The 19,783-nt window shown below is 57.5% G+C and carries 15 protein-coding genes and 2 tRNA genes; 6 read left to right on the top strand and 11 right to left on the bottom strand.

The features are described 5' to 3' along the window. Positions 1-61: 61 nt before the first annotated feature. Positions 62-940 carry a sugar phosphate isomerase/epimerase family protein gene (locus DX909_RS16590; protein ID WP_128546317.1) on the top strand — a complete coding sequence of 293 codons (879 nt, stop codon included), beginning with the start codon at positions 62-64 and terminating at the stop codon, positions 938-940. A 48-nt stretch (positions 941-988) separates the two neighbouring features. Here DX909_RS16590 and DX909_RS16585 read toward each other — a convergent pair whose 3' ends face one another. Beyond that, entirely contained in the window at positions 989-2,581 is a 1,593-nt protein-coding gene (locus DX909_RS16585) for a M81 family metallopeptidase (protein WP_128546316.1), read from the bottom strand. A gap of 273 nt (positions 2,582-2,854) precedes the next feature. Here DX909_RS16585 and DX909_RS16580 point away from each other — a divergent pair, with 273 nt between their 5' ends. Both DX909_RS16580 and DX909_RS16575 read left to right on the top strand, forming a co-directional pair. Beyond that, positions 2,855-3,343: a hypothetical protein gene (locus tag DX909_RS16580; protein WP_128546315.1), complete on the top strand. Its 489-nt coding sequence runs from the start codon at positions 2,855-2,857 to the stop codon at positions 3,341-3,343. Between the two features lie 12 nt (positions 3,344-3,355). Further along, positions 3,356-4,507: a hypothetical protein gene (locus DX909_RS16575; RefSeq protein ID WP_128546314.1), complete on the top strand. Its 1,152-nt coding sequence runs from the start codon at positions 3,356-3,358 to the stop codon at positions 4,505-4,507. Positions 4,508-4,513: 6 nt separating this feature from the next. Here the strand turns inward: DX909_RS16575 and DX909_RS16570 are convergent, their stop codons facing one another. From DX909_RS16570 to DX909_RS16560, 3 genes are all read right to left on the bottom strand, one after another. Beyond that, positions 4,514-5,935: a phytoene desaturase family protein gene (locus tag DX909_RS16570; protein ID WP_128546313.1), complete on the bottom strand. Its 1,422-nt coding sequence runs from the start codon at positions 5,933-5,935 to the stop codon at positions 4,514-4,516. Between the two features lie 180 nt (positions 5,936-6,115). Beyond that, complete coding sequence (locus tag DX909_RS16565) at positions 6,116-6,493, bottom strand: DUF2147 domain-containing protein (protein WP_128546312.1); 378 nt, start codon at positions 6,491-6,493, stop codon at positions 6,116-6,118. A gap of 56 nt (positions 6,494-6,549) precedes the next feature. Then, entirely contained in the window at positions 6,550-10,032 is a 3,483-nt protein-coding gene (locus DX909_RS16560) for a ThuA domain-containing protein (RefSeq protein ID WP_229311072.1), read from the bottom strand. Between the two features lie 184 nt (positions 10,033-10,216). Between DX909_RS16560 and DX909_RS16555 the strand changes: the two genes are divergently transcribed. After that, complete coding sequence (locus tag DX909_RS16555) at positions 10,217-10,939, top strand: NUDIX hydrolase (RefSeq protein WP_310589855.1); 723 nt, start codon at positions 10,217-10,219, stop codon at positions 10,937-10,939. A 57-nt stretch (positions 10,940-10,996) separates the two neighbouring features. On the opposite strand, the gene DX909_RS16550 is transcribed toward DX909_RS16555, so the two are convergent. The 3 genes from DX909_RS16550 to DX909_RS16540 all read right to left on the bottom strand — a co-directional run bounded on the left by DX909_RS16550 (position 10,997) and on the right by DX909_RS16540 (position 12,189). After that, positions 10,997-11,082, bottom strand: a tRNA-Leu gene (locus DX909_RS16550). 48 nt (positions 11,083-11,130) lie between these two features. Beyond that, a tRNA-Gly gene (locus tag DX909_RS16545) sits at positions 11,131-11,206 on the bottom strand. Positions 11,207-11,325: 119 nt separating this feature from the next. Next, positions 11,326-12,189, bottom strand: coding sequence for a UbiA family prenyltransferase (locus DX909_RS16540; RefSeq protein WP_128546310.1), 864 nt, complete (start codon positions 12,187-12,189; stop codon positions 11,326-11,328). A 120-nt stretch (positions 12,190-12,309) separates the two neighbouring features. Here DX909_RS16540 and DX909_RS16535 point away from each other — a divergent pair, with 120 nt between their 5' ends. Together DX909_RS16535 and DX909_RS16530 are read left to right on the top strand one after the other, a co-directional pair. Then, the gene (locus tag DX909_RS16535) at positions 12,310-13,509 is read left to right on the top strand and encodes a type III polyketide synthase (RefSeq protein ID WP_128546309.1); all 1,200 of its coding nucleotides are present in this window, start codon (positions 12,310-12,312) and stop codon (positions 13,507-13,509) included. A 303-nt stretch (positions 13,510-13,812) separates the two neighbouring features. Further along, complete coding sequence (locus DX909_RS16530; protein WP_128546308.1) at positions 13,813-15,921, top strand: peptidylprolyl isomerase; 2,109 nt, start codon at positions 13,813-13,815, stop codon at positions 15,919-15,921. A gap of 100 nt (positions 15,922-16,021) precedes the next feature. On the opposite strand, the gene rdgB is transcribed toward DX909_RS16530, so the two are convergent. The 4 genes from rdgB to DX909_RS16510 all read right to left on the bottom strand — a co-directional run bounded on the left by rdgB (position 16,022) and on the right by DX909_RS16510 (position 19,707). Then, on the bottom strand, positions 16,022-16,609 hold the full coding sequence (gene rdgB / locus DX909_RS16525) for an RdgB/HAM1 family non-canonical purine NTP pyrophosphatase (RefSeq protein ID WP_128546307.1): 588 nt from the start codon (positions 16,607-16,609) through the stop codon (positions 16,022-16,024). Between the two features lie 63 nt (positions 16,610-16,672). Then, positions 16,673-17,599, bottom strand: a complete 927-nt coding sequence (locus tag DX909_RS16520) for an FKBP-type peptidyl-prolyl cis-trans isomerase (protein ID WP_128546306.1) — start codon at positions 17,597-17,599, stop codon at positions 16,673-16,675. A 93-nt stretch (positions 17,600-17,692) separates the two neighbouring features. Beyond that, positions 17,693-18,622: an FKBP-type peptidyl-prolyl cis-trans isomerase gene (locus tag DX909_RS16515; RefSeq protein WP_310589854.1), complete on the bottom strand. Its 930-nt coding sequence runs from the start codon at positions 18,620-18,622 to the stop codon at positions 17,693-17,695. Between the two features lie 68 nt (positions 18,623-18,690). After that, positions 18,691-19,707 (bottom strand): DHH family phosphoesterase, encoded by a 1,017-nt coding sequence (locus tag DX909_RS16510; protein WP_128546305.1) that lies wholly within the window; start codon positions 19,705-19,707, stop codon positions 18,691-18,693. Positions 19,708-19,783 lie beyond the last annotated feature (76 nt).

Genomic DNA, 19,783 nt, shown 5'->3' with positions numbered 1-19,783 from the left:
CGGTATGTTCGGAAGCAAATCCGCTTTTGAGGGAAACCAATCCTCTCCCCTCTTCCCATTCATGAGCAACCGTACGTCAAGAAGAAAATTCATCGGCTATGCCGGCGGCCTGCTGGCCGGGCTGTCGGCGGCCCGGCTGCCGGCCCGGGCGGCCGCGCTGAACCTGCCGCTGGGCGTCTGCACCTCCTACGACAAGGCGGCTTTGCTGAAACGGCTGGGTTTTTCATTCATCGAGGAGAACGTCGGGCGGTTTCTGATTCCGGATTCCGGCAACGACCAGTACGAAAAAAACCGGCAGGCCCTACAGGAACAGAAGCTGGCCGTCCGGTCGTATGTCAGTTTTTTCCCCGGCAAGCTGAAGTCGGTCGGGCCGGACCTTCACCACGAGGCCATCCTGGAGCGGGCCGATCTGGCGCTCGGTCGGGCGAAAGCCTGCGGATCGACGAACATCGTGTTCGGCAGCGGGGGTTCCCGGGCCATTCCGGACGGCTTCGACCGCGACAAGGCGAAAGCCCAGCACATCGAGCTTTGTAAAAAAATGGCCCCGCTGGCCGAGAAACACGGCATCACGCTGGCCGTGGAACCGCTCAACCGGGGCGAAACGAACTTCATCAACAGCCTGGCGGAGGGCGCCGAAATCGTGCGGGCGGTCAATAACCCCTGGTTCCGGCTCCAGTGCGACATTTACCACATGATGAAGGAAGACGAAAAACCGGAGGAAATCGTCCGATACGGCCCCCATATCGTCCATTGCCACATTGCCGAAAAGCAAAGCCGGACTCCCCCCGGCGTCCGGGGCGACGACTTCCGGCCCTATTTCCGCGCCCTCAAACAGATCAATTACCAGGGCGGCCTGTCGATGGAATGCGTCTGGAGCGATTTCGATAACGAGGCAGCCCGGGGCATTGAAACCCTGAAGCGGCAACTATCCGAAGTCTGAAATCAGAAGGAAGCCACCCCCGCCGGCGGGGGTGGCTGAATGGTCAAATTATTTCGTTTTGCCGGACAGGGGCACGAACCGGGCCTTCAGGTCCGGGTCCGGCATCTTCGCATCCAGCGGGAACATCGGCCGCTGAATCCGCTTGTAAGGCAAACGGAACAGGTCCTGATCGACTCCGCCAGGGGTCAGGGCCATAATCCAGTCGGCCCGCATGGCGTAGAGTTCGGGTTCGAGATACCCGATTTTCACCACGACGATGTCGGCCTTCCGCGGTTCGAGTTTCAGGCGAGTAAAGTCTCTTTCCTTGTGGTACGGCTTTCGTTTTCCGGTAACGATGACATGGACGCTGCCCACTTTCACTACAACCTCCACCTCCGCGTCCTTATCCCCGTAGGTAATGGATTCTACGACTCCCTTCAGCGGGACCGGGGGCGCAAACCGCGCGTCGACCATCGCCCCGGCCGTTCCCTCCACCGCCCCGCCGACCCCGGCCGCCACGGCTTTCTTCACAAAATTCGAGTCCGGGATCGACGCATAGATCAGTGACGGACCGGTTTCCTGCCGGAACTCCGGCCGGGCCAGAATTCGCGTGAGCGTCCAGGTCACGTCGCCGGCCCCGCCGGCGGTCGGGTTGTCGCCCGTGTCGCTGATGAAGAACGGGTGCTTCGGGCCGGCGAGCGCCTTCGCCAGACATTGTTCCAGGGTGCCGGTCGGAGCCACGAAGTCGAACTGTGCGCGCACGGCCCAGAAGGCCCGCGCCAGCGTCTCGGCGGTCCGGCCTACCTGAGTCTTGTCGTCGCCGACCACCATCACCACCGCATGGTTGCGGGGCTCGTCGGCCCAGGCGTAGCTGATCCAGATGCCCGCGTCGACGATGCCCTCCTGACGGTCGGCCAGCGGTTCTACCTTGGCGTACAGGCTTTTACCCGGCTCGATGCGGGTGCTGGTTTTCTCGCCCGGCAGCAGGATGGGAATCGGAATCCAGGCTTTGTAGGCCGGTTTGCCCTTGCCGCTTTTGAGCCGTTCCAGCAGGTGGACCACGGCCCGTTCCTTGGTCTGCATGGCGTCTTCGTGGGGCGCCAGGCGGTAGCAGGTCATCAGGTCGGTATTCTGGGCCAGCCGCCAGGAAACGCAGCCGTGCAGGTCCATCGAGGTGGAGATCAGTGTTTTATAACCGACTACCTGCCGGATGCGGGTAATCAGATCACCCTCCGGGTCGTCGAGGCCCTTCACGCTCATGGCACCGTGAATGTCGAGATAGAGGCCGTCGAAGGGGCCGTTTTTCCGCAGCAGGTCCAGCATTTTACCGACCAGGGATTCGTAGGCTTCGCGGGTGACGGCCCCGCCGGGCAGCGATTTTCCGACCAGGGCCGGCAGCCAGGTGGCCTGCCGGCGCAGGGGAGCGCCGGCCGCCATGAATGGGTAGGAGGTGTAGACTTCCTCGCCGGTTTTGGCGTGAAAAGCGGCTTCATGCGTGACGGCCGGTGAAAACGTGCTGGATTCGATGCCCAGCCCGGCGATGGCGACCCGGGGCAACCCGCTGCCGACCGACTGCGCGAATCCCCCGAGGGCGACGCAGTTCCAGACTGCCAGCAGCAGAAAGTAAATGATAGTTCTACGGATCGATTGGTGAAGTTGCATTATTGGTGAAGTTTTTACACATTAAGATCGAAAACGCTCCAAAAATAGAACCCTATCCTCAATAAAATAAAAAATCCATACTTAACATAAAAATATTCCTACATAGTACCCTTAGTCCTTCTGAATAAACCTTGCCCTGATCAAATCCTTAGGTAGTTATTTGATTTTTAATGATCATTTAACGGCCACCGAAAGAAAAATAATTGAACCTGGAATCCGGTAAACCGGTATCGGTTTATCTTTTGCAACACTCTGTCCGAACTGTTAATGAAGATGAAACGAACGGCTACGGGCCGTTCTATCCTGTCTATTTATTTCCTTATTTTATGTCTGCATTTTTTTATCTTCCTGATTAAAAAGGCAGAGATTTATCCCTCCTTAATCTTCCCGGCCTTCTCGGCGGCTCCTAAACTTCAGGACCTGGTTAAATTCTCCATTACCGATCTGTACGGAGTGGATCAGAACAAACACCTGGTCCGGTTATCGAAGGAAAGCTTCTTTCAGGATTTCTACGATAAGCACGTCGACAACATCTTAAACACGATCACGGTAAACGAAGCCAGAAGCCGCACGAATCCAAACATTCGCAACGGACGGGGCGCCTTTATCGACTTCAGCAAAAAGCAGTTGAACCGGCTGTTTCCGCATACGCGGTTCGTCGCTTTACTGATCCAAAAGGAAAAGGTCCAATATCATCTTTCCTCCCAGGTCCTGGACCGGACGGGCATCGTGGAAAGCCGCACCTTAATCAAGTTATATTAAAGCCATAACCCAATGATCGACTCCTACTTTATCCGGCCGGTTTATCTGAGTGCATACCGTCTCCTTTACGGTTTGATCGTGGTCACTTTCATCGGGTTGCCGGCTTTTACGTGGCTGGGACAGGGTCTTACCTACTTTTTTGCTCCGCCCCCCTATAGTCTGGCCCGGCTGTTCTCCGGCTTCCCGGGTACCGGTTTCTTTCAGGTTCTGACGGTGCTCAACCTTGTTTTCTTTTTCCTGATGATTCTGGGCGTCTGGTGCCGATGGACTTCGGTTCTCTTTTCGGTTACCTCCATGCTGGGGCATACCTTCTGGTATTCTTTCGGAAAAATCGACCATTTGCTCCTGTGGATCATCGCGCCGATCTTTTTAAGCGTGGCCGGCTGGGGCGATTATTTTACCCTTCCCGAATTATTCCGTAAAAGGAGAAATGAACCGGTTGAAACCGCCCCCGGCCGGGCTTCTCTGGCGGTTTGCCTGTTTGCCTTAACCATTGCCTTTTCCATGGCGACGGCGGGCATCCAGAAAGTTCAGGGGGGCTGGTTGAACTGGCAATCGGAAGCCGCCCGGTTCTGGCTGGTCAGAAATTACTTCTCGCACGACCGGACCGAATTTTTCGCGGGCTATTTCCTGTCGCTGGATCAGCATTTATTTTGGAAAATAATGGACTTTAGTACGGTAATTATGGAAGTCGGCTTTTTGATCAGCACCGTTCATCGGAGATACTTTAATTATTTCGTTTCGGCGGCCGTTCTGTTTCACTTTTTCGTCCTGTTACTGTTTAATATTCCATTTTATTCCAATCTGATCGTCTATGCATTATTTATCGACTGGAATGCTTTAAACCGACAGATCGGCATCGACAAACTGGTAGTTAAAACCCATTTATACAGAACCTTCCTTTCGGCAATCGGCGCCTTTTGCGGCATTCTTTTCCTTTATTGGCTTTATTTCGCCTTTGCTCACTCCAACCAGTTTCAGTTACCCGGCCTGATCGAAACCGGCTTACGTATACTCGGCTTCCCTAACAGTTACGATCTGTCTTTATACTCGCTCTTTTTCGGCTCGGTAGCCGTGCTGGGCTGGTCCGGGCTGGCTTTTTTGACGGACCGAAAAACGAAGGGGGAAGACGCAGGGCCTCCCTATATTCAAAGTATCCGGTAGCTCCTTTCAGAACAGGTCCCGGAGAACCCTACGCGCGGCATGATAACCGCACATACCGTGGACCCCTCCTCCCGGGGGAGTCGAAGAGGAGCAGAGGTAGATGCCTTTGGCGGAAGTCTGGTAAGGTGACCAGCGGACGGCGGGCCGGGTATACAACTGGCCCAGATCGATGATTCCGCCGTTGATGTCTCCCCCGACGTAATTGGGGTTGTAGGCCTCTACCTGAACCGTATTCAGCGTATGCCGGGCCAGAATCCGGTCCCGGAAACCTGGTGCAAACCGTTCCACCTGACTTTCAACGGCTTCGGTCATGTCGATCTGAGAGCCGTTCGGTACGTGGCAATAGGCCCAGGCCGTGTGCTTTCCCTGCGGGGCCCGGGAGGAGTCGAACGCGCTCTGCTGCGCCAGCAGTACGAACGGACGCTTCGGGTGGCCGCCCTTCGAGGTTTCCCGTTCCGACGCGGCAATTTCTTCCAGCGTGTTGCCCAGATGAACGGTTCCGGCCTGCCGGCAGGCTTCGGAGGTGAAAGGAATGGGGCCGTCGAGCGCCCAGTCCACTTTAAAGACGCCCATCCCGTAGCGGTACCGGCGCAGTTGTCCGGCGTAAAAGTCCGAAAAACGGTCCCCGGCGATTTCCAGAAGCTGTTTCGGCGTCAGATCGAACAGAACCGCCTTCGCTTCCGGAAGCTCGTTCAGCGACCGGACCCAGCGGTTGGTTTCGAGGGTTCCGCCCAGGGAGATGAAATAGGAAGCCAGCGCGTCGGCAATGGCCTGCGATCCGCCTTTCGGCATGGGCCAGCCCCGAAGGTGAGCCGAGGTCATCAGCACCAGACCGATGGCGGACGTCGTGAGGTTGGATAAAGGCTGGATGGCATGAGCGGCCATACCCGCCCACAATCCCCGGGCTTCACGGGTTTGGAACAGCCGGGTCAGGAGCGTGGCCGGCGGCAGGGCGCGAAGGCCGAACTGCACAAAATCAACCGGATGTTTCGGGAAGGTGAGCGGCCCCAGCACATCGGAATCGATGCCGGGCCAGAGCCGGACGAGGGGGCCGATCAGGTTCAGGTAGGCCTTCCGGTCGGGGCCAAGCGCCCGGGCCGTTTCTTCCACCGATCGTTTCAGCACCGCGGCCCCTCCGCCGTCGAACGGGTGAGCCGCATCGACCGGGGGATAAATATACTCCAGGCCGTGCTCTTCGAGCGGGAGCGTCCGGAAGAAGGGCGAGCCGACGGCCAGCGGATGAATGGCCGAACACACGTCATGCACAAATCCCGGCAGGGTCAGCTGCGCCGACCGCAGCCCCCCTCCCACGGTTTCCCGGCCTTCCAGTAAGAGAACCGATAAACCGGCTCTCTGCAGAGTAATGGCTGCGGCAAGGCCATTGGGGCCGGAGCCGACGACAACGGCATCGTACTGTGATTTCGACATGCTGGCAGAACCCGGGCGCTCCCCCGAAGGAAGATGGCCGAACGGCATCCACGAAAATAGGCATAATACCGGCTCGGGGCCGAACCGGCGGCATTTTTTTTGGATAAAACGGAAAGCCATCGGCCCCTGCTTCGGGAAAGATCATCTTTCCCGAAGCAGGGGCCGTCCGGTTTTGCCGACTTATTTAAGCCGCAGAGCCGTCGCTTCGAACATATTCATCAGGTTGCCTTTCAGGTGATCGTCGTCCTGTTTGGTCAGCTCGATGGGAATCTCGCCGGCCTGTTCCGTATTGAAGTAGATCGTCAGTTTTTCTTTTTCTTCTTCAATTTTCGTGATGGGCACCGCCGGCCGGGCACCCGAAGGGTCTTTGAGTTCGCCGGTCAGTTTGCCGTCCTTGCGGATCAGTTCCGTAACGAATTTGGCATCGCCCTGGGGCGTTCCCATCACCGAAATTTCCCATTTTCCGGCGAAGAAATCGCTCGGGTCCGCCGTTTGGGCAAAGCCATTGATAAAAATGCCGACGAGGAAAACGAACAGAAACAGACTTACTTTTTTCATGGTAATTTATGGTTTTTGATGAAATTTTCGGATTGAAATCGGAAAGGCGCTCCCGCTTACCGATCTTCCGCAAGGGCTGGTTTGGCCGGCTGGAACTCCAGGTCGATCACTACGAACAGGGCCTGCCCCGGCGGGGCTTTCTCATTTTTAAAGACCAGATAGACATCGTGCCGGCCCGGAGTTTCGGATAGTTTGGCTACCGGCGGACCTGGAGCGGGTGATGCCGCCCCCTCGGGCGTCCCGATAAAGGCCGTCTCGCCGATCAGCTTTCCGGTGGGCGAATCCAGCCGGACCTCGATGGTTCCTCCGGCGGCATTCAGCTGGGCTTTGGGCGCGGTGGCCGTAAATTTGATCTGGCCGATTCCCGTTAAATCGATGTTGGAGAAGCCGATGGACGCGTTATTGACGGATGCAATGACGACCGTGCCGTATTTCATGATGCTCTCCGACTTGTCGGCCTTGCCCGCCGGTAGTTTCGCACTGCGCAGCAGGAGCGTTTTCTCGGCCGTGATGGAAGGTACGCCTGCGCTGCCTTTGTCGCGGTAGGCGGCCCGGACCAGATACCGGCCGTCGCCTTTGTCACCCGCGGGCAGGGTCATGGTATAACTGCCTTTTACCGGCAGCGAGGGGGCAGCCTGGGGCTTCTCGGACAGACTCAGAATGTAGCGGACCATCTCCTCAGCCTCGGTCAGGGCCAGTTGCGGATGGGCGCTCATCGCCATTTCGCCCCACACGCCACTGCCACCGGCAATGACCTTCTTCGCCAGCCGTTCGGCGGCCCCGGCCTCACCTTTATATTTCTGAGCTACCTGCTGATAGGTCGGTCCGACCGATTTTTTATCGATGCTGTGGCAGGCCCTGCAGTCGTTGGCTTCGATCAGGGCCAGCCCTTTTCCGGCCCGGGCGGTGGCATCGGCGCTGCGGTGTCCCTGGGCGATGGTGACCAGATCGTGGCCTTCGGCCAGGTAGTCGATGGAAACGGCCACTTCAGCGGCCTTAATTTTTCCGTTGGCCAGGCTTCCGTCTTCGCGGTCCTGTACCTTCACTTCATAATGAAACGGCTGTCCGGGGAAGAAAAAGGTCTGGTTGCTGGTTTTCGACTCGAACGTCAGCACCGGCTCCTCATTCCCCGCCAGGATTTCCACCGACCGGCTCGCGGAAGCTCCTTTCCCGTCGGCGACCGTCAGAGTGGCCTGGTAGACCCCGGCCTTATCGAAGGTGACGGTCGGGCTGGCTTCCCGGTAAATCCGGGGTGTTCCGCCCTTCTGAGAGGTAACTTTCCAGACATAAGTCAGGGCATCGCCGTCGAAGTCCTTCGTTCCGGCCGACGAAAGGCGGGTTTTAAAGGGAACCGCACCGCCTTTTTTCGAACTGGCTACCTCCACGACGGATTTACGGTTGCCGCCGTTGTATTCGATCCGGACCAGCCGGGCGTCGTCGTTCTGCGTAAACCAGCCGCTGCCGTATTCGAGCAGGTACAGATCGCCCTCCGGGCCGAACTCCAGGTCGGTCGGATTGGAGAACTTATAGCTGGGCATGATCCGCTCCATCGACCCGAAATTTCCGGAAGCATCGAGGGTAACGGCCATCAGCCATCCCCGCATCCATTCATAAATGAGCAGCTTGCCGTCGTAATAATCCGGGAACGGCCGTTTTGCGGCAGGGAACTGATCCCGGTAGAAGACCGGGCCGGCCATGGCCGACCGCCCGCCGGCCCCGACCGGCGGAAACTCCTTCGACTCTCCGTAGGGATACCAGATAAAAGCGCTTCGGGCAGGCGGAAGCTCCGTCAGGCCGGTATTGTTGACCGACTTGTTGACCGGATGTTCAGGGTCATACAGCGGACCGGACTGGCCCGTGGCAAAATCGTACTGATGGTAGGGTTTGTTGTTGCCGACAAAATAAGGCCAGCCGAAATTCCCTGCCTGCCGGGCCTGGCCCACTTCGTCCTGTCCGGCCGGGCCCCGTTCTTCTTTAGGTTGGGCAGCGTCCGGGCCGATGTCTCCCCAGTAAAGAAAACCGGTTTTGGCGTCGACCGAAATCCGGAAGGGGTTACGGTGGCCCATCGTGTAAATCTCCGGGCGGGTTTTTGGGGTTCCTTTCGGAAAAAGGTTGCCTTCAGGAATCGTGTAGGAGCCGTCCGGTTCGGGGTGAATCCGTAGAATTTTCCCGCGCAGGTCATTGGTGTTGGCCGAGGTCATCTGGGCGTCGAAGGGCTGTCGGCCCGGGCGCTCGTCGGACGGGCTGAACCCGTTGGATTGCTGCGGATTGATGTTGTCGCCGGTCGAAATGAACAGGTTGCCGTGGGCGTCGAAGGCGAGTGAACCGGCGGCATGGCCGCTGATTTCCCGCTGGGTAGCCACTTCCAGAACGACTTTCTTCGATTCCGGCACCAGTTCGTCGCCCCGCAGTTCGTAGCGGGCCAGAATATTTCCGGCCTCCTTTCCTTCGGGTGAATAGTAAAGGTAAATCCAGTGGTTCTGCGCGAAGCCGGGGTCTTTGGTTACGCCCAGCAGACCGCCTTCATCTTCCCCGACCTTTCCTTCCCTGTCGGTAACTTTGGTATTGACCGGAATCCGGGTAATGACTTTCAGCCGGCCGGTCGAAGGGCTGAACAGTTTTACGGCCCCTCTCCGCTCGACGACCAGAACGCGGTTGTCGGGCAGCACGGTCAGTTCCATTGGCTCGTCGAGTTTCTCGGCCAGCACGACCTTCGTAAACCGGTTTTCTTCGGGCAGGCGCTTCGTTTTTACCTTGCCGTAATCCAGCGGCTTCGGCGTGTCGCCCCCCATGACGAAGTGAAGGCCGGCGGCAATGTGACGGAGAAACAAGGGCTCCGAAAAACTGGCGTCGGTATGACCGCCGGCCGTGTAGAAGGACCGCCCGCCGTCGAATTCCTGATACCAGGCCATCGGGTGGTTGTCGCCGTTGGTGCCGCCCTTGTAGGTTTTCTCGTCGATCGTCAGCAGGACATGAATGCCGGGGCTGATGTTTTTGAAGGAATAGAACTCGTCTTCCCGCTCCCAGCGCTCGGGCAGGAACCGGGTGGCCGGATGGTTTTTATCCATGACCACGAAGGTCCCTTTCTGAACGTTGTCGGGCATGGGGTGGTTGGCAAACCAGGCGCCGGCCAGGCGGTTGTACCAGGGCCAGTCGTATTCGGTATCCGTGGCGGCATGAATGCCCAGATAGCCCCCGCCGGCCTGAATATAGCGCTCGAAGGCATTCTGCTGCTGGGGGTTCAGGACGTCGCCGGTCGTACTCAGGAAGACGACGGCCCGGTATCGTTTCAGGTTTTCTTCGGTAAAACGGCCGGCGTCTTCCGTGGTGTCGACGACAAAGCCCTGTTCTTTGCCGAGTTGCATCAGGGCTTTCCGGCCGGGTCCGATAGAAGTATGGCGAAAGGCCGCCGTTTTGCTGAACACCAGAAGGCGGGGCGGGTCATTCACGACCACATACGCCCAGAGGCCGGTCGCCAGCAGGCCGACCATCGCCGTTGCGAACAACCAGCGGAGAGAGGGAGGAATACATTGCTTCATGGCTGTTCAGGGAGAAATCAGAGCCTGATTCAAAGAGCGTTGAAACTAAAGTGTAAATTTTACGGAATAAAGGTAAAGGCAATATTTCACAATTCGTAAATTTTACGGAATAATTTTTTAGATTTGATTCATGAATACACAGAGGGAAGTTGACGAGTTTGTTAAAAACGGTCACAGAGAATATTTGCCTCACGTCAGCATCGACTCGGTCATCTTCGGTTACCATGACCAGCAGCTTCGGATTCTGCTGCTTCGGTGGCGGGGCCTGGAAGGGTGGGGATTGCCGGGCGGGTTCATCCGGCGGAGGGAGCCGCTGAGCCAGGCCGCCCACCGGATCTTACAGGAACGGACGGGACTGGAAGATTTGTTTTTGCAGCAGTTTCACGTTTTTGGGGACACGCCTTACCGGGTGCGGGAGCGCAGTCCCGAGGAGTTTATCGAAAAATACGGGCTGGATATCGGACACGACAACTGGCTGTTTGAAAGGACCTTATCGATCGGTTATTTTGCCCTGGTCGATTATTCGAAGGTGACGGTCCGGACGGACTTTTTCACCGATGCGTACCAGTGGTGGGAGGTCGGCGAGATTCCTCCGCTCCTGTTCGACCAGAATGAGGAAGTGGAAAAGGCCCTCGCCACGCTTCGGCTCCAGATTTATCACCAGCCTATCGGCTACAACCTGCTGCCGGAGAAATTCACGATCCCGGAGATTCACTCGCTGTATGAAACCATTCTGGGAAAAGAACTGGACCAGCGCAACTTCTCGAAAAAGCTGCTGGCCCTGGGGCTGATCCGGAAGCTGGACGAACGCCGGGCCATCGGCCCCCACCGTTCGCCCTACCTGTACCAGTTTGAAAAGGAAGCCTATGAAGAAGCCCTGAAGCAGGGCATCGTGCATACGTATTGATAGAGGCAGAAAGTAAAAGAGGTAATGCCGCTGACGGCATTACCTCATTAGGATCAGTACCGGGAACGGGAATCGAACCCGTACGGGCTTTACGGCCCACAGGATTTTAAGTCCTGCGCGTCTACCTGTTCCGCCATCCCGGCCTGCGCCTAAACACGCACCTACAAAAAAGGCACCGTTGCCGGTGCCTCTGGAGCGAAAGACGGGGTTCGAACCCGCGACCTCGACCTTGGCAAGGTCGCGCTCTACCAGCTGAGCTACTTTCGCATGGTTTCGCCGGTACTCCGGCGTTTTGTGAGTGCAAATATAGCGGCTTTGGCACTCTTGGCAAGCACTTTTTTCAAAAAAATTTCACCTGCCGCCTTCCAATAAGCCAATTTTTCTGATTATGAATGGGTTAAAATCAGCACCAGAATAAAGAAAACGTTCAGCCCCGTTCCGGCCAGCAGGGTCATGCGCATCGCGGAACGAAAGTTGGCCTGAGCGGCATCCCGGTGCACCCGCCGGTACCAGTCCAGAAAGAAAAGGACCCCGGGCAGAAAGCAGAGCGGCAGCAGCCAGAATACCCAATTGCCTCCAAAATACAGGTAGAAACCGACCAGCGCCAGCACAAACCAGACCAGTGCGTTCAGGAACGTTCCCCGGACGCCCAGCACCCGGCTCATGGTCAGGTCACCCCGGCGGGCATCCTCCTCGTGCTGATAGACCTGCGTCACCGGGTAGATTGCCAGGAGGTTGAGCGTGCAGAGCAGGGCGGCTCCGAGCGGGCGGGGTTTCAGCAGTTCGGCCGGCGGCAGGTCATTGATGGCCTGAAGGGTCATCAGGTAAGTGAAGGCTCCCTGAAACAGTCCGATGACCAGCCAGCTGACCACCGGGTATTTTTTGAGCCGGATCGCCGGATGGCTGTAGGCTTTGGAGATGAATCCGTAGACCAGCAGATAGACCACAAACGGCCACCCCACCCACAGGCCCAGCAGCAGCGCCAGCAGATCCAGCCCCCAGGCCACCCGATACAGCGCCCGATCGACCGGCGGGGGCGCTTCCAGGATGCCGATGCTGCCCTCGTCCTTGTCGAAATAACTGTTGTAGGCGTTGCTGGCCGGGTACAGCAGCAGATGAACGATGAACAGCACGAGCCCCGCCCGAACCCAATCCGGGTGGGGCGACTGGCTGAGGGCAAACAGAAACACCGGCAACAGAAAGAATGAAAATGGCACCCTGAGGTGCAGCCAGACGGTCCGGGCAGTCATACGATCAGGAAGGCTTTAGGAGAACGGCTGCATCCGACGCATCCGCCATAACATTACCCTTGAACTCCGGTTATACAACTATTGAGGTGGGTCCGCTCCAGCCGGTAACTTTCAGCATTCATGGACAGCTATATTACAGCCATTGGTACGGCCGTACCGCAATACGGCTTTTCACAATCACAAATCGCTTCTTTCATGGGCCAGGCACTGCGGCTCGACGACCGCGACCGGCGAAAACTCCAGGTGCTGTACCGGCAAACCCGCATCGACCGGCGGCATTCCGTGCTTCCCGATTACGGCGCTTCCCCGGGTGAATATACATTTTTTCCAAACACACCTGATCTTGAACCTTTCCCGACGGTCGGCCGGCGGATGGAGGTATACCGGTCCGAGGCCCTGCCGCTCGCGCTGAAAGCCGTCCGCGACTGCCTTGCCCCGGATCAAACCGACCTCCGGCCCACTCACCTCATTACCGTTAGCTGTACGGGCATGTATGCTCCCGGGCTGGACATCGACCTGATCGAAGCCCTCGGCCTGCCGACGACCATTCACCGGACGGCCATCAACTTCATGGGCTGCTACGGGGCCTTCAATGCCCTGAAAACCGCCGACGCCCTCGTGCGGGCCGACGCGTCGGCCCGGGTGCTGGTGGTCTGCGTAGAACTCTGCACCATTCATTTTCAGAAGCATAGCGACGAGAACAACCTGCTCTCCAATGCCCTCTTTTCGGACGGGGCGGCCGCCGTTCTCGTCGAATCGGCGCCGAGCCCGAACGGCTCCTTCCGGATGCAGACCTTCTTCTGCGATCTGCTGACGCAGGGAAAAACCGACATGGGCTGGATCATCGGCGACCACGGCTTTGAGATGACCCTGACGCCCGAGGTGCCGACCGTCATCCGGCAGGGAATCGGCCAGGCGCTGTCGCGGCTGCTGGAACGGGGCCGGCTGGTCATCGAGGACATCACCCACTACGCCCTGCACCCCGGGGGCCGCCGGATTCTGGAAGTTATTGAAGAGCAACTCGGTATCGGGTCGCATGAAAACCGGTTTGCCTACGAGGTCCTCAGAGAGTTCGGAAATATGTCGTCGGCCACGGTCCTGTTCGTTCTCAGTAAGATCCGGCAGGCCCTGGCCCCCGGCCATCGGCCGCCGTATGAGCAAGAACCCCTTCAGAACCCGGCGGGCGGACATATTCTCAGCTGCGCCTTCGGCCCCGGTCTGACGCTGGAATCCATGATTCTGGAGATCATTCCGGCCACTTCCCGCCAACCGGCCGGCGCCGGACACCGCTCCGCCGTTCCGGTGCAGGCCGCTTCCTGAAACCGTCACGACGACCGGCCACGCCCTGAAAATTAACGACAAACCCGCCACCACCCTGCCGCCCGACGGAACAGGTGGGAAGAAAGTCGCTTTTTCTCAACGTTTTGGATCAACATTTAGAAGGGCCGGCCGCTTGCGACACCGAACACAAATCGTTAACTTGCGGCTCTTTTTGACAAATCCGAAGTAAAAGTTTAACTAAATGTTTTCCTCAATCCATTGCTCTGCAAAATAACTATCTCACAATCAATCGTTTTGGGGAGCTTTATTCATTTTGCGGATCAAATTTTCGTATAACCAACAATGGCGTTAATCAATAAGATTAGGGAAAAATCAGGCGTTGCGGTGGCCGTCATTGCCATCAGTTTGATTTTATTTATCGTAGGAGGAGACCTGCTGGGTTCACAGAGCCTTTTCGGTGGTCAGGATCAGTCGGTTGGGGAGATAGCCGGCCAGAAAATTTCCTATCAGGAGTTTAACACCAAGGTCGACGAAGCCCGGGCCGCTTATGAGCAGCAGACGGGTCGGCCGGCTTCCGACCAGGACCAGATCCAGCTCCGCGATCAGGCCTGGAATCAATTTATTTTAGATATCGCCTATCAGAAAGAATACGACGCCCTCGGCCTCGCCGTCACCCGCGAAGAGCTGATCGACATGGTGCAGGGGAATTACATCAGCCCGGCTATCCGGCAGACCTTCACCAACCCGCAGACCGGCGTTTTCGACAAAAATACGGTTATCAACTATCTGAAGAACCTCAAAAGCCTGCCGCCGGAACAACAACTGGCCTGGGCAAACTTCGAGAAGAACCTGAGCGCCGACCGCCTGCGGACCAAGTATGAAAACCTGCTCCGGCTGTCGGTCTACGCCACCACGGCCGAAGCGCAGAAGGAATACCAGGCCCAGAATACCAAGGCGGACGCCAAATTCCTGTTTATTCCGTATTATTCCGTTCCCGACACGACCGTGAAGGTGACCGACGCCCAACTGCAGGAATACCTGGATAAGCACAAAGACCAGTTCAAGAGCTTCAATAGCCGGACGATACAATATGTGACCTTCCCGGTTACCCCGTCGAAAGAAGACAGCACCTCCCTCTACGAACAGATCAAAACGCTGGCGCGAGGACTGGCTACGGCGACGAACGACTCTTCGTACGCCCGGATGAACTCGGACATCCCGGCTCCGCTCTATATGACCCTCGGCGAAATGCCGGACCAGCTCAGAGCCACCGTCAGCACCTTCTCTCCGGGCGGGGTCTACGGCCCTTACAAGGAAAACAATACGTATTTCATCTATAAGTTCGGCGGCACGAAGCGAGATACCGCCTTTACCGTACGGGCCAGCCATATCCTGATCCGCCCGAAAGGCACCGGCGACTCGGCGAAGGTCGTGGCTCGTCTGCGGGCCGAAGGCATCCTGAAGCAGATTCAGGGCGGGGCCAGCTTCGAAGCCCTGGCCCAGACCAACAGCGACGACGGATCGGCGCAGCAGGGCGGTGACCTCGGCTACTTCAAAAATGACGGCCGGATGGTGAAACCGTTCGAGGCCGCCGTGTTCGGCTTCAACGGCACGGGCCTGATTCCGCGGGTAATCGAAACCGACTTCGGCTACCACATCATCAAGGTTACCGAACCCAAAACCAACACGCTGTATCGCATTGCCTCCATCGGCAAAACCATCGCTCCGAGCCAGGCCACCCGCGACGAGGTCTACCGCAAAGCCGAGCAGTTTGCCACCGAAAGCACATCTAAGGAAGCGTTCGAGGAAAATGCCAAGAAAGATAAACTGGTGATCGCCACCGCCGAGCGCATCCCCGAAAACGCGACCAATGTCAACGCGCTGGCCAACGCCCGGGAACTCGTCCGCTGGGCTTTTAACGACGAAACGGACCTGAACGACATTTCGTCGGCCATCGAGGTAGACGATCAGTATGTGGTGGCGGTGCTGAACGGCGAGACCACCGAAGACCAGGTAACGGTCGACAATTTCCGTCAGGAACTGACTACGAAGGTGCGCAACGAACTGAAGGCGCAACAGATCATCGGCAAGCTGGGCAACGCATCCGGAACGCTCGAATCGATTGCCCAGAAATACGGCGCCGGTGCCCTGGTCGAGTCGGTGACCGACATCAACCTGGCAACGGGCTTCCTGAAAACCGCCGGCGTCGATCCGGTTGCCGTCGGGAAGGTGTTCGGTCTGAAAGCCGGGAAACGCTCGAAGCCGCTGACCGGTGACAACGGCATTCTGATCATGGAAACGACCAAAATCACCCCGGCTCCGGCCGTGGCCGATTACACGATGTACAAGAACCAGATTCAGCAGAACGCGAGCGCCCGGACCGGCTTCTTCATCAACGAAGCCATCCGCGAAAATGCCAAGGTCAAAGACCGTCGCGCGAAGTTCTATTGATCAGCCTCTCCCATTTGGAAAAATAAAAAAAACCGCCGGAAATCGCTTCCGGCGGTTTTTTTTATAATCCGTCAGCGAACTTAGGGTTCCGCTGACGGCTTTAGTACTGGTCCTGACGGGATTTGAGAAAGGCGACGAGCTTCTCGAACGCCCGGCCCCGGTGGCTGATGGCGGCTTTTTCCTCCATGCTCATTTCGGCAAAGGTGCGGTCGTAACCTTCGGGCTGAAAAACGGGGTCGTAGCCGAAACCTTCCACACCGCGCGGTTCGCTTAGGATATGGCCCTCCACCACGCCTTCAAAAGCGGTATACTCGCCCCCGATCACCAGCGTAATGACCGTCCGGAAGCGCGCCCGGCGGTCGGGCCGGCCTTTTAGATTGTTCAGCAGCAGGGCGACGTTCCGTTCGTAGCTGCGCGGCATCCCGGCATAAAAGGCCGAATCCACGCCCGGCGCTCCGTCTAGCGCATCGACTTCCAGCCCGGTATCGTCCGCAAAGCAATCGACGCCGTAGTGCGTCCAGACATGCTCGGCTTTCTGGTGCGAATTACCGGCGATGGTGTTCCGGGTTTCGGGTATTTCCTCGAAGCAGCCGATGCCCTGAAGGGTTTTCAGTTCGAACCGCTCACCGAGCATGGCGGCTATTTCCCGGAGTTTATTGGCGTTGTTGGTGGCAAAGCAAAGCGTCATAGGAACAGGGTATAAAAAAGGGCTGTCTTTCGAAAGACAGCCCTGCAATGTAATCAATTGATCTTATTTGGCGCTGACGACTTCAACGTCGAAGGCCAGCGGGGCATAGGGCGGTATGGTGTAGGCACCCGTCGTACTGTTACGCCGGCCGGCCACCCCGTACCCGATCGAGGAGGGCAGCACGATGGTGGCTTTTTCACCCACGCGCAGCTTCACGAACGCTTCGTCCCAGGCCGGAATGACGGCGCCCGTGCCGATCGTAAAATCCGCTCCGGAGGTGCTGCTGTCGAACTGGTTTCCGTTCAGCAGACGGCCCGTATACTTTACCTTGACGGTCTGGCCGGCTTTGACCTGGGCCGAATCCGGATAGGCCTGCGTCCGCAGAAACCGAAGGCCGGAGCTGGTTTTCTCGGCGGCCGTCAGGTTTTTCTCCGCCAGATAATCCTGAATCTGTTCGTCTTCCGACCGGACGCTGACCATCGTCACATCGTAGCGGACAGGCGTGTAGGCCGGCAGCAGCAGGTTACCGCTCTTGTTATCCGTCGGATCGAAAGGCGCCAGTACGATGGCCACTTCGCCTTCCTTCAATAATTGAAGACCGTTGTACAGCCGGGCGGTGATTGCTCCCTGACCCGGGGACCCGATCGTGACCAGGTTAGGAGTCTTTCCGGCAAAATTCGAACTGTCGACCACCACCCCGTCGAGCCGGCTCTGAACGAAGTAGTATTTCACCTCGTCGCCGGTCTGGGGCGTTTGTCCGCCCGGAACGGCTTTCGTCCGAACGATATACAAACCCGTTACCTCGTCCTTGACCACCTGCCCTTTCAGGTTGTTCTTATCGAGGTAGGCATTGATCTCTTCGTCGTTTTCCCGCCGTTTCCGGTCGTTCAGCGCTTCGCCCGGGTCCGGTTGACAGCCCAGCTGCGAAATCATCAGCCCGATCAGCGCAACGGCCAGACTGCTTTTCCGCAAGCTTCTGACAAGTTTCATTGAATTCCAATTGCTTAATAGTCCGTGTATTCTCACCTATAAACAACGAACCCGACACGTGCCTGGTATCGGGTTCGTCGGCTCATTACAAAATTAGTTCGCCCCCTGCGGAACTCCGGCACCGGCACCGGGAGCACCAGGAGCGCCGGCCCCGCCTTTCCGGACGTCTACCAGTTCGACATCGAACATAATGACCGAGTTCGGCGGAATGGCACCCGGCACGCCGTCGGCACCATAGGCGGCTCCGGACGGGATGATCAGGGTTCCCTTACCCCCTTTTTTCAGCTGGCGGATGCCTTCTTCCCAACCCGGGATCACCATGCCCTGACCCAGCGGAAAGTCCACGCCGGCCTGCGAACGCGGGTCTTTATCCGAGCTATCGAACACCTTACCGCTCAGCAGCTTACCGGTATACTTCACCTTGACGACGTCGCCGTTGGTCGGGTTCGGCCCGGCGCCCGGCTGGGTAATCACATAATACACGCCGGAGGGCGTTTTCTGACCGTTCAGCTTGTTTTTGGCGGCAAAGTCGGCGATGGTTTTGGCGTCGGTCCCTTTCTGCTTTTCGCGTTGGGTCACCTGGTCCTTCTGGAAATCCTCCATCGACTGAACGTCGAGTACTTTGATGGTATAGGCAATATCGGAGCCTTTCGGAATGAAGGCCGGCAGTGCCTGCATCGAGCGGGCGGCAATCGAGTCGGCGTTGACGAAGATCGTCGCGCTGTCGCCTTTGCTCAGCAGGGCCAGTCCTTCTTCGAGGCTTCCCTTGAAGGTCGAGGCCTGCAGCGGCTGTTTGACGGGCGCGCCGTTTTTGTAGCTGCTGCCCAGGAGAGAATCCTTGCTGTTCTTCACCGTCAGGTTAAAGGTGATCACATCGCCCACCTTCGCCTTGCGCGTATCCTCCACGTCTTCGTGCATCTGGTACTTCAGACCGCTCTCGGTTACCTGTACGCGGTTTTTGTCACAGGCCGCCAGTACCGCTACCAGCAGGGATAGTTTACTAATGGTTTTGAGATTCATCATTTTGAATTGAGAATTGATAAGCGACGCCGGGAGTCAGGCAGCTGCGGCCGGGCGTCAGAGGGTATTGATTAAACGGTTTCCAATAGTTGTTCGTGATACAACGGCAGCACATTCAGCAGTTGTTCCTCGGTATCTCTCAGACTGAGCGCGGTGCGACCGCCGGCTGCGTTCCGGTGACCTCCTCCGCTGAAATGCCGGCTGGCCAGATCCCGCACGGAGAACTCACCCACCGACCGGAAGGAGAGCTTGATTTCGTCGCCCCGGTCGATCAGAATGGCCGCCATGACCACCCCCTCCACCGAGAGAGCATAGTTGACCATCCCCTCCGTATCCCCGGCTTTCGAACGAAAGCGCTTCAGTTCGGCTTCGGTGATGGTAATGTAGGCAAACCGGTATTCGGGCACGACCACCAGTTTTTCAGCCAGGATATAGCCCAGAAAGCGGAGTTTTTCAATCGAAATATTGTCGTAAATCCGTCGGTGAATCGGATTGACCTCCACCCCGATGTCCAGTAATTCGGCGGCAACCCGGTGTACATACCCCGTCGTGCTGGCGTGCCGGAACGATCCGGTATCGGTCATCAGGCCGGCGTAAAGACATTCACCCATCGCTACGTCGATCAGGTGTTTGTCGCCCAGTTGGTCGATAAGCCGGAAAATCAGTTCGGCGGTAGCGGCTGCGGAGCTGTCCCAGTACACGTAATCGGCGAACGCTTCCGGCTCCAGGTGATGATCGATCAGGACTTTTTTGGCCCGGGATTGCCGGACCATCGGTTCCAGCTGCCGGATGCGGTTCAGCGCCGAAAAATCGAGGCAGAAAATACTGTCGGCCTGCTCGATCAGCTGACTGACCTCCACGCGCTTCTTTTCTTCAAAGGCAATCACTTCTTCGTTTCCGTGCATCCAGGTAAGGTTTTCCGGATAGTCCGTCGGGGTCACGACGGTAACGCGGTGTCCCCGTTTTTTCAGGTAGCCGGCCAGCCCCAGCGACGACCCGAGGGCATCGGCGTCGGGATTCTGGTGAGTCGTAATCAGCACCGTCTGGGGCTTCAGAAGCAGTTCACGGATGGCGTCAAGATCTTGCATTTACAAAGTCAGCCCGTTTGGCGGGAGGTATCAATTCGCAAAATTACAAAGAATTGTTCTCTAAATCTTTATACCT

This window comes from Larkinella soli (assembly GCF_003703975.1).
Classification (GTDB): Bacteria; Bacteroidota; Bacteroidia; order Cytophagales; family Spirosomataceae; genus Larkinella; species Larkinella soli.
Note: the sequence above shows the minus strand (reverse complement) of the source record. Positions and strands in the feature narration are given on the sequence as shown.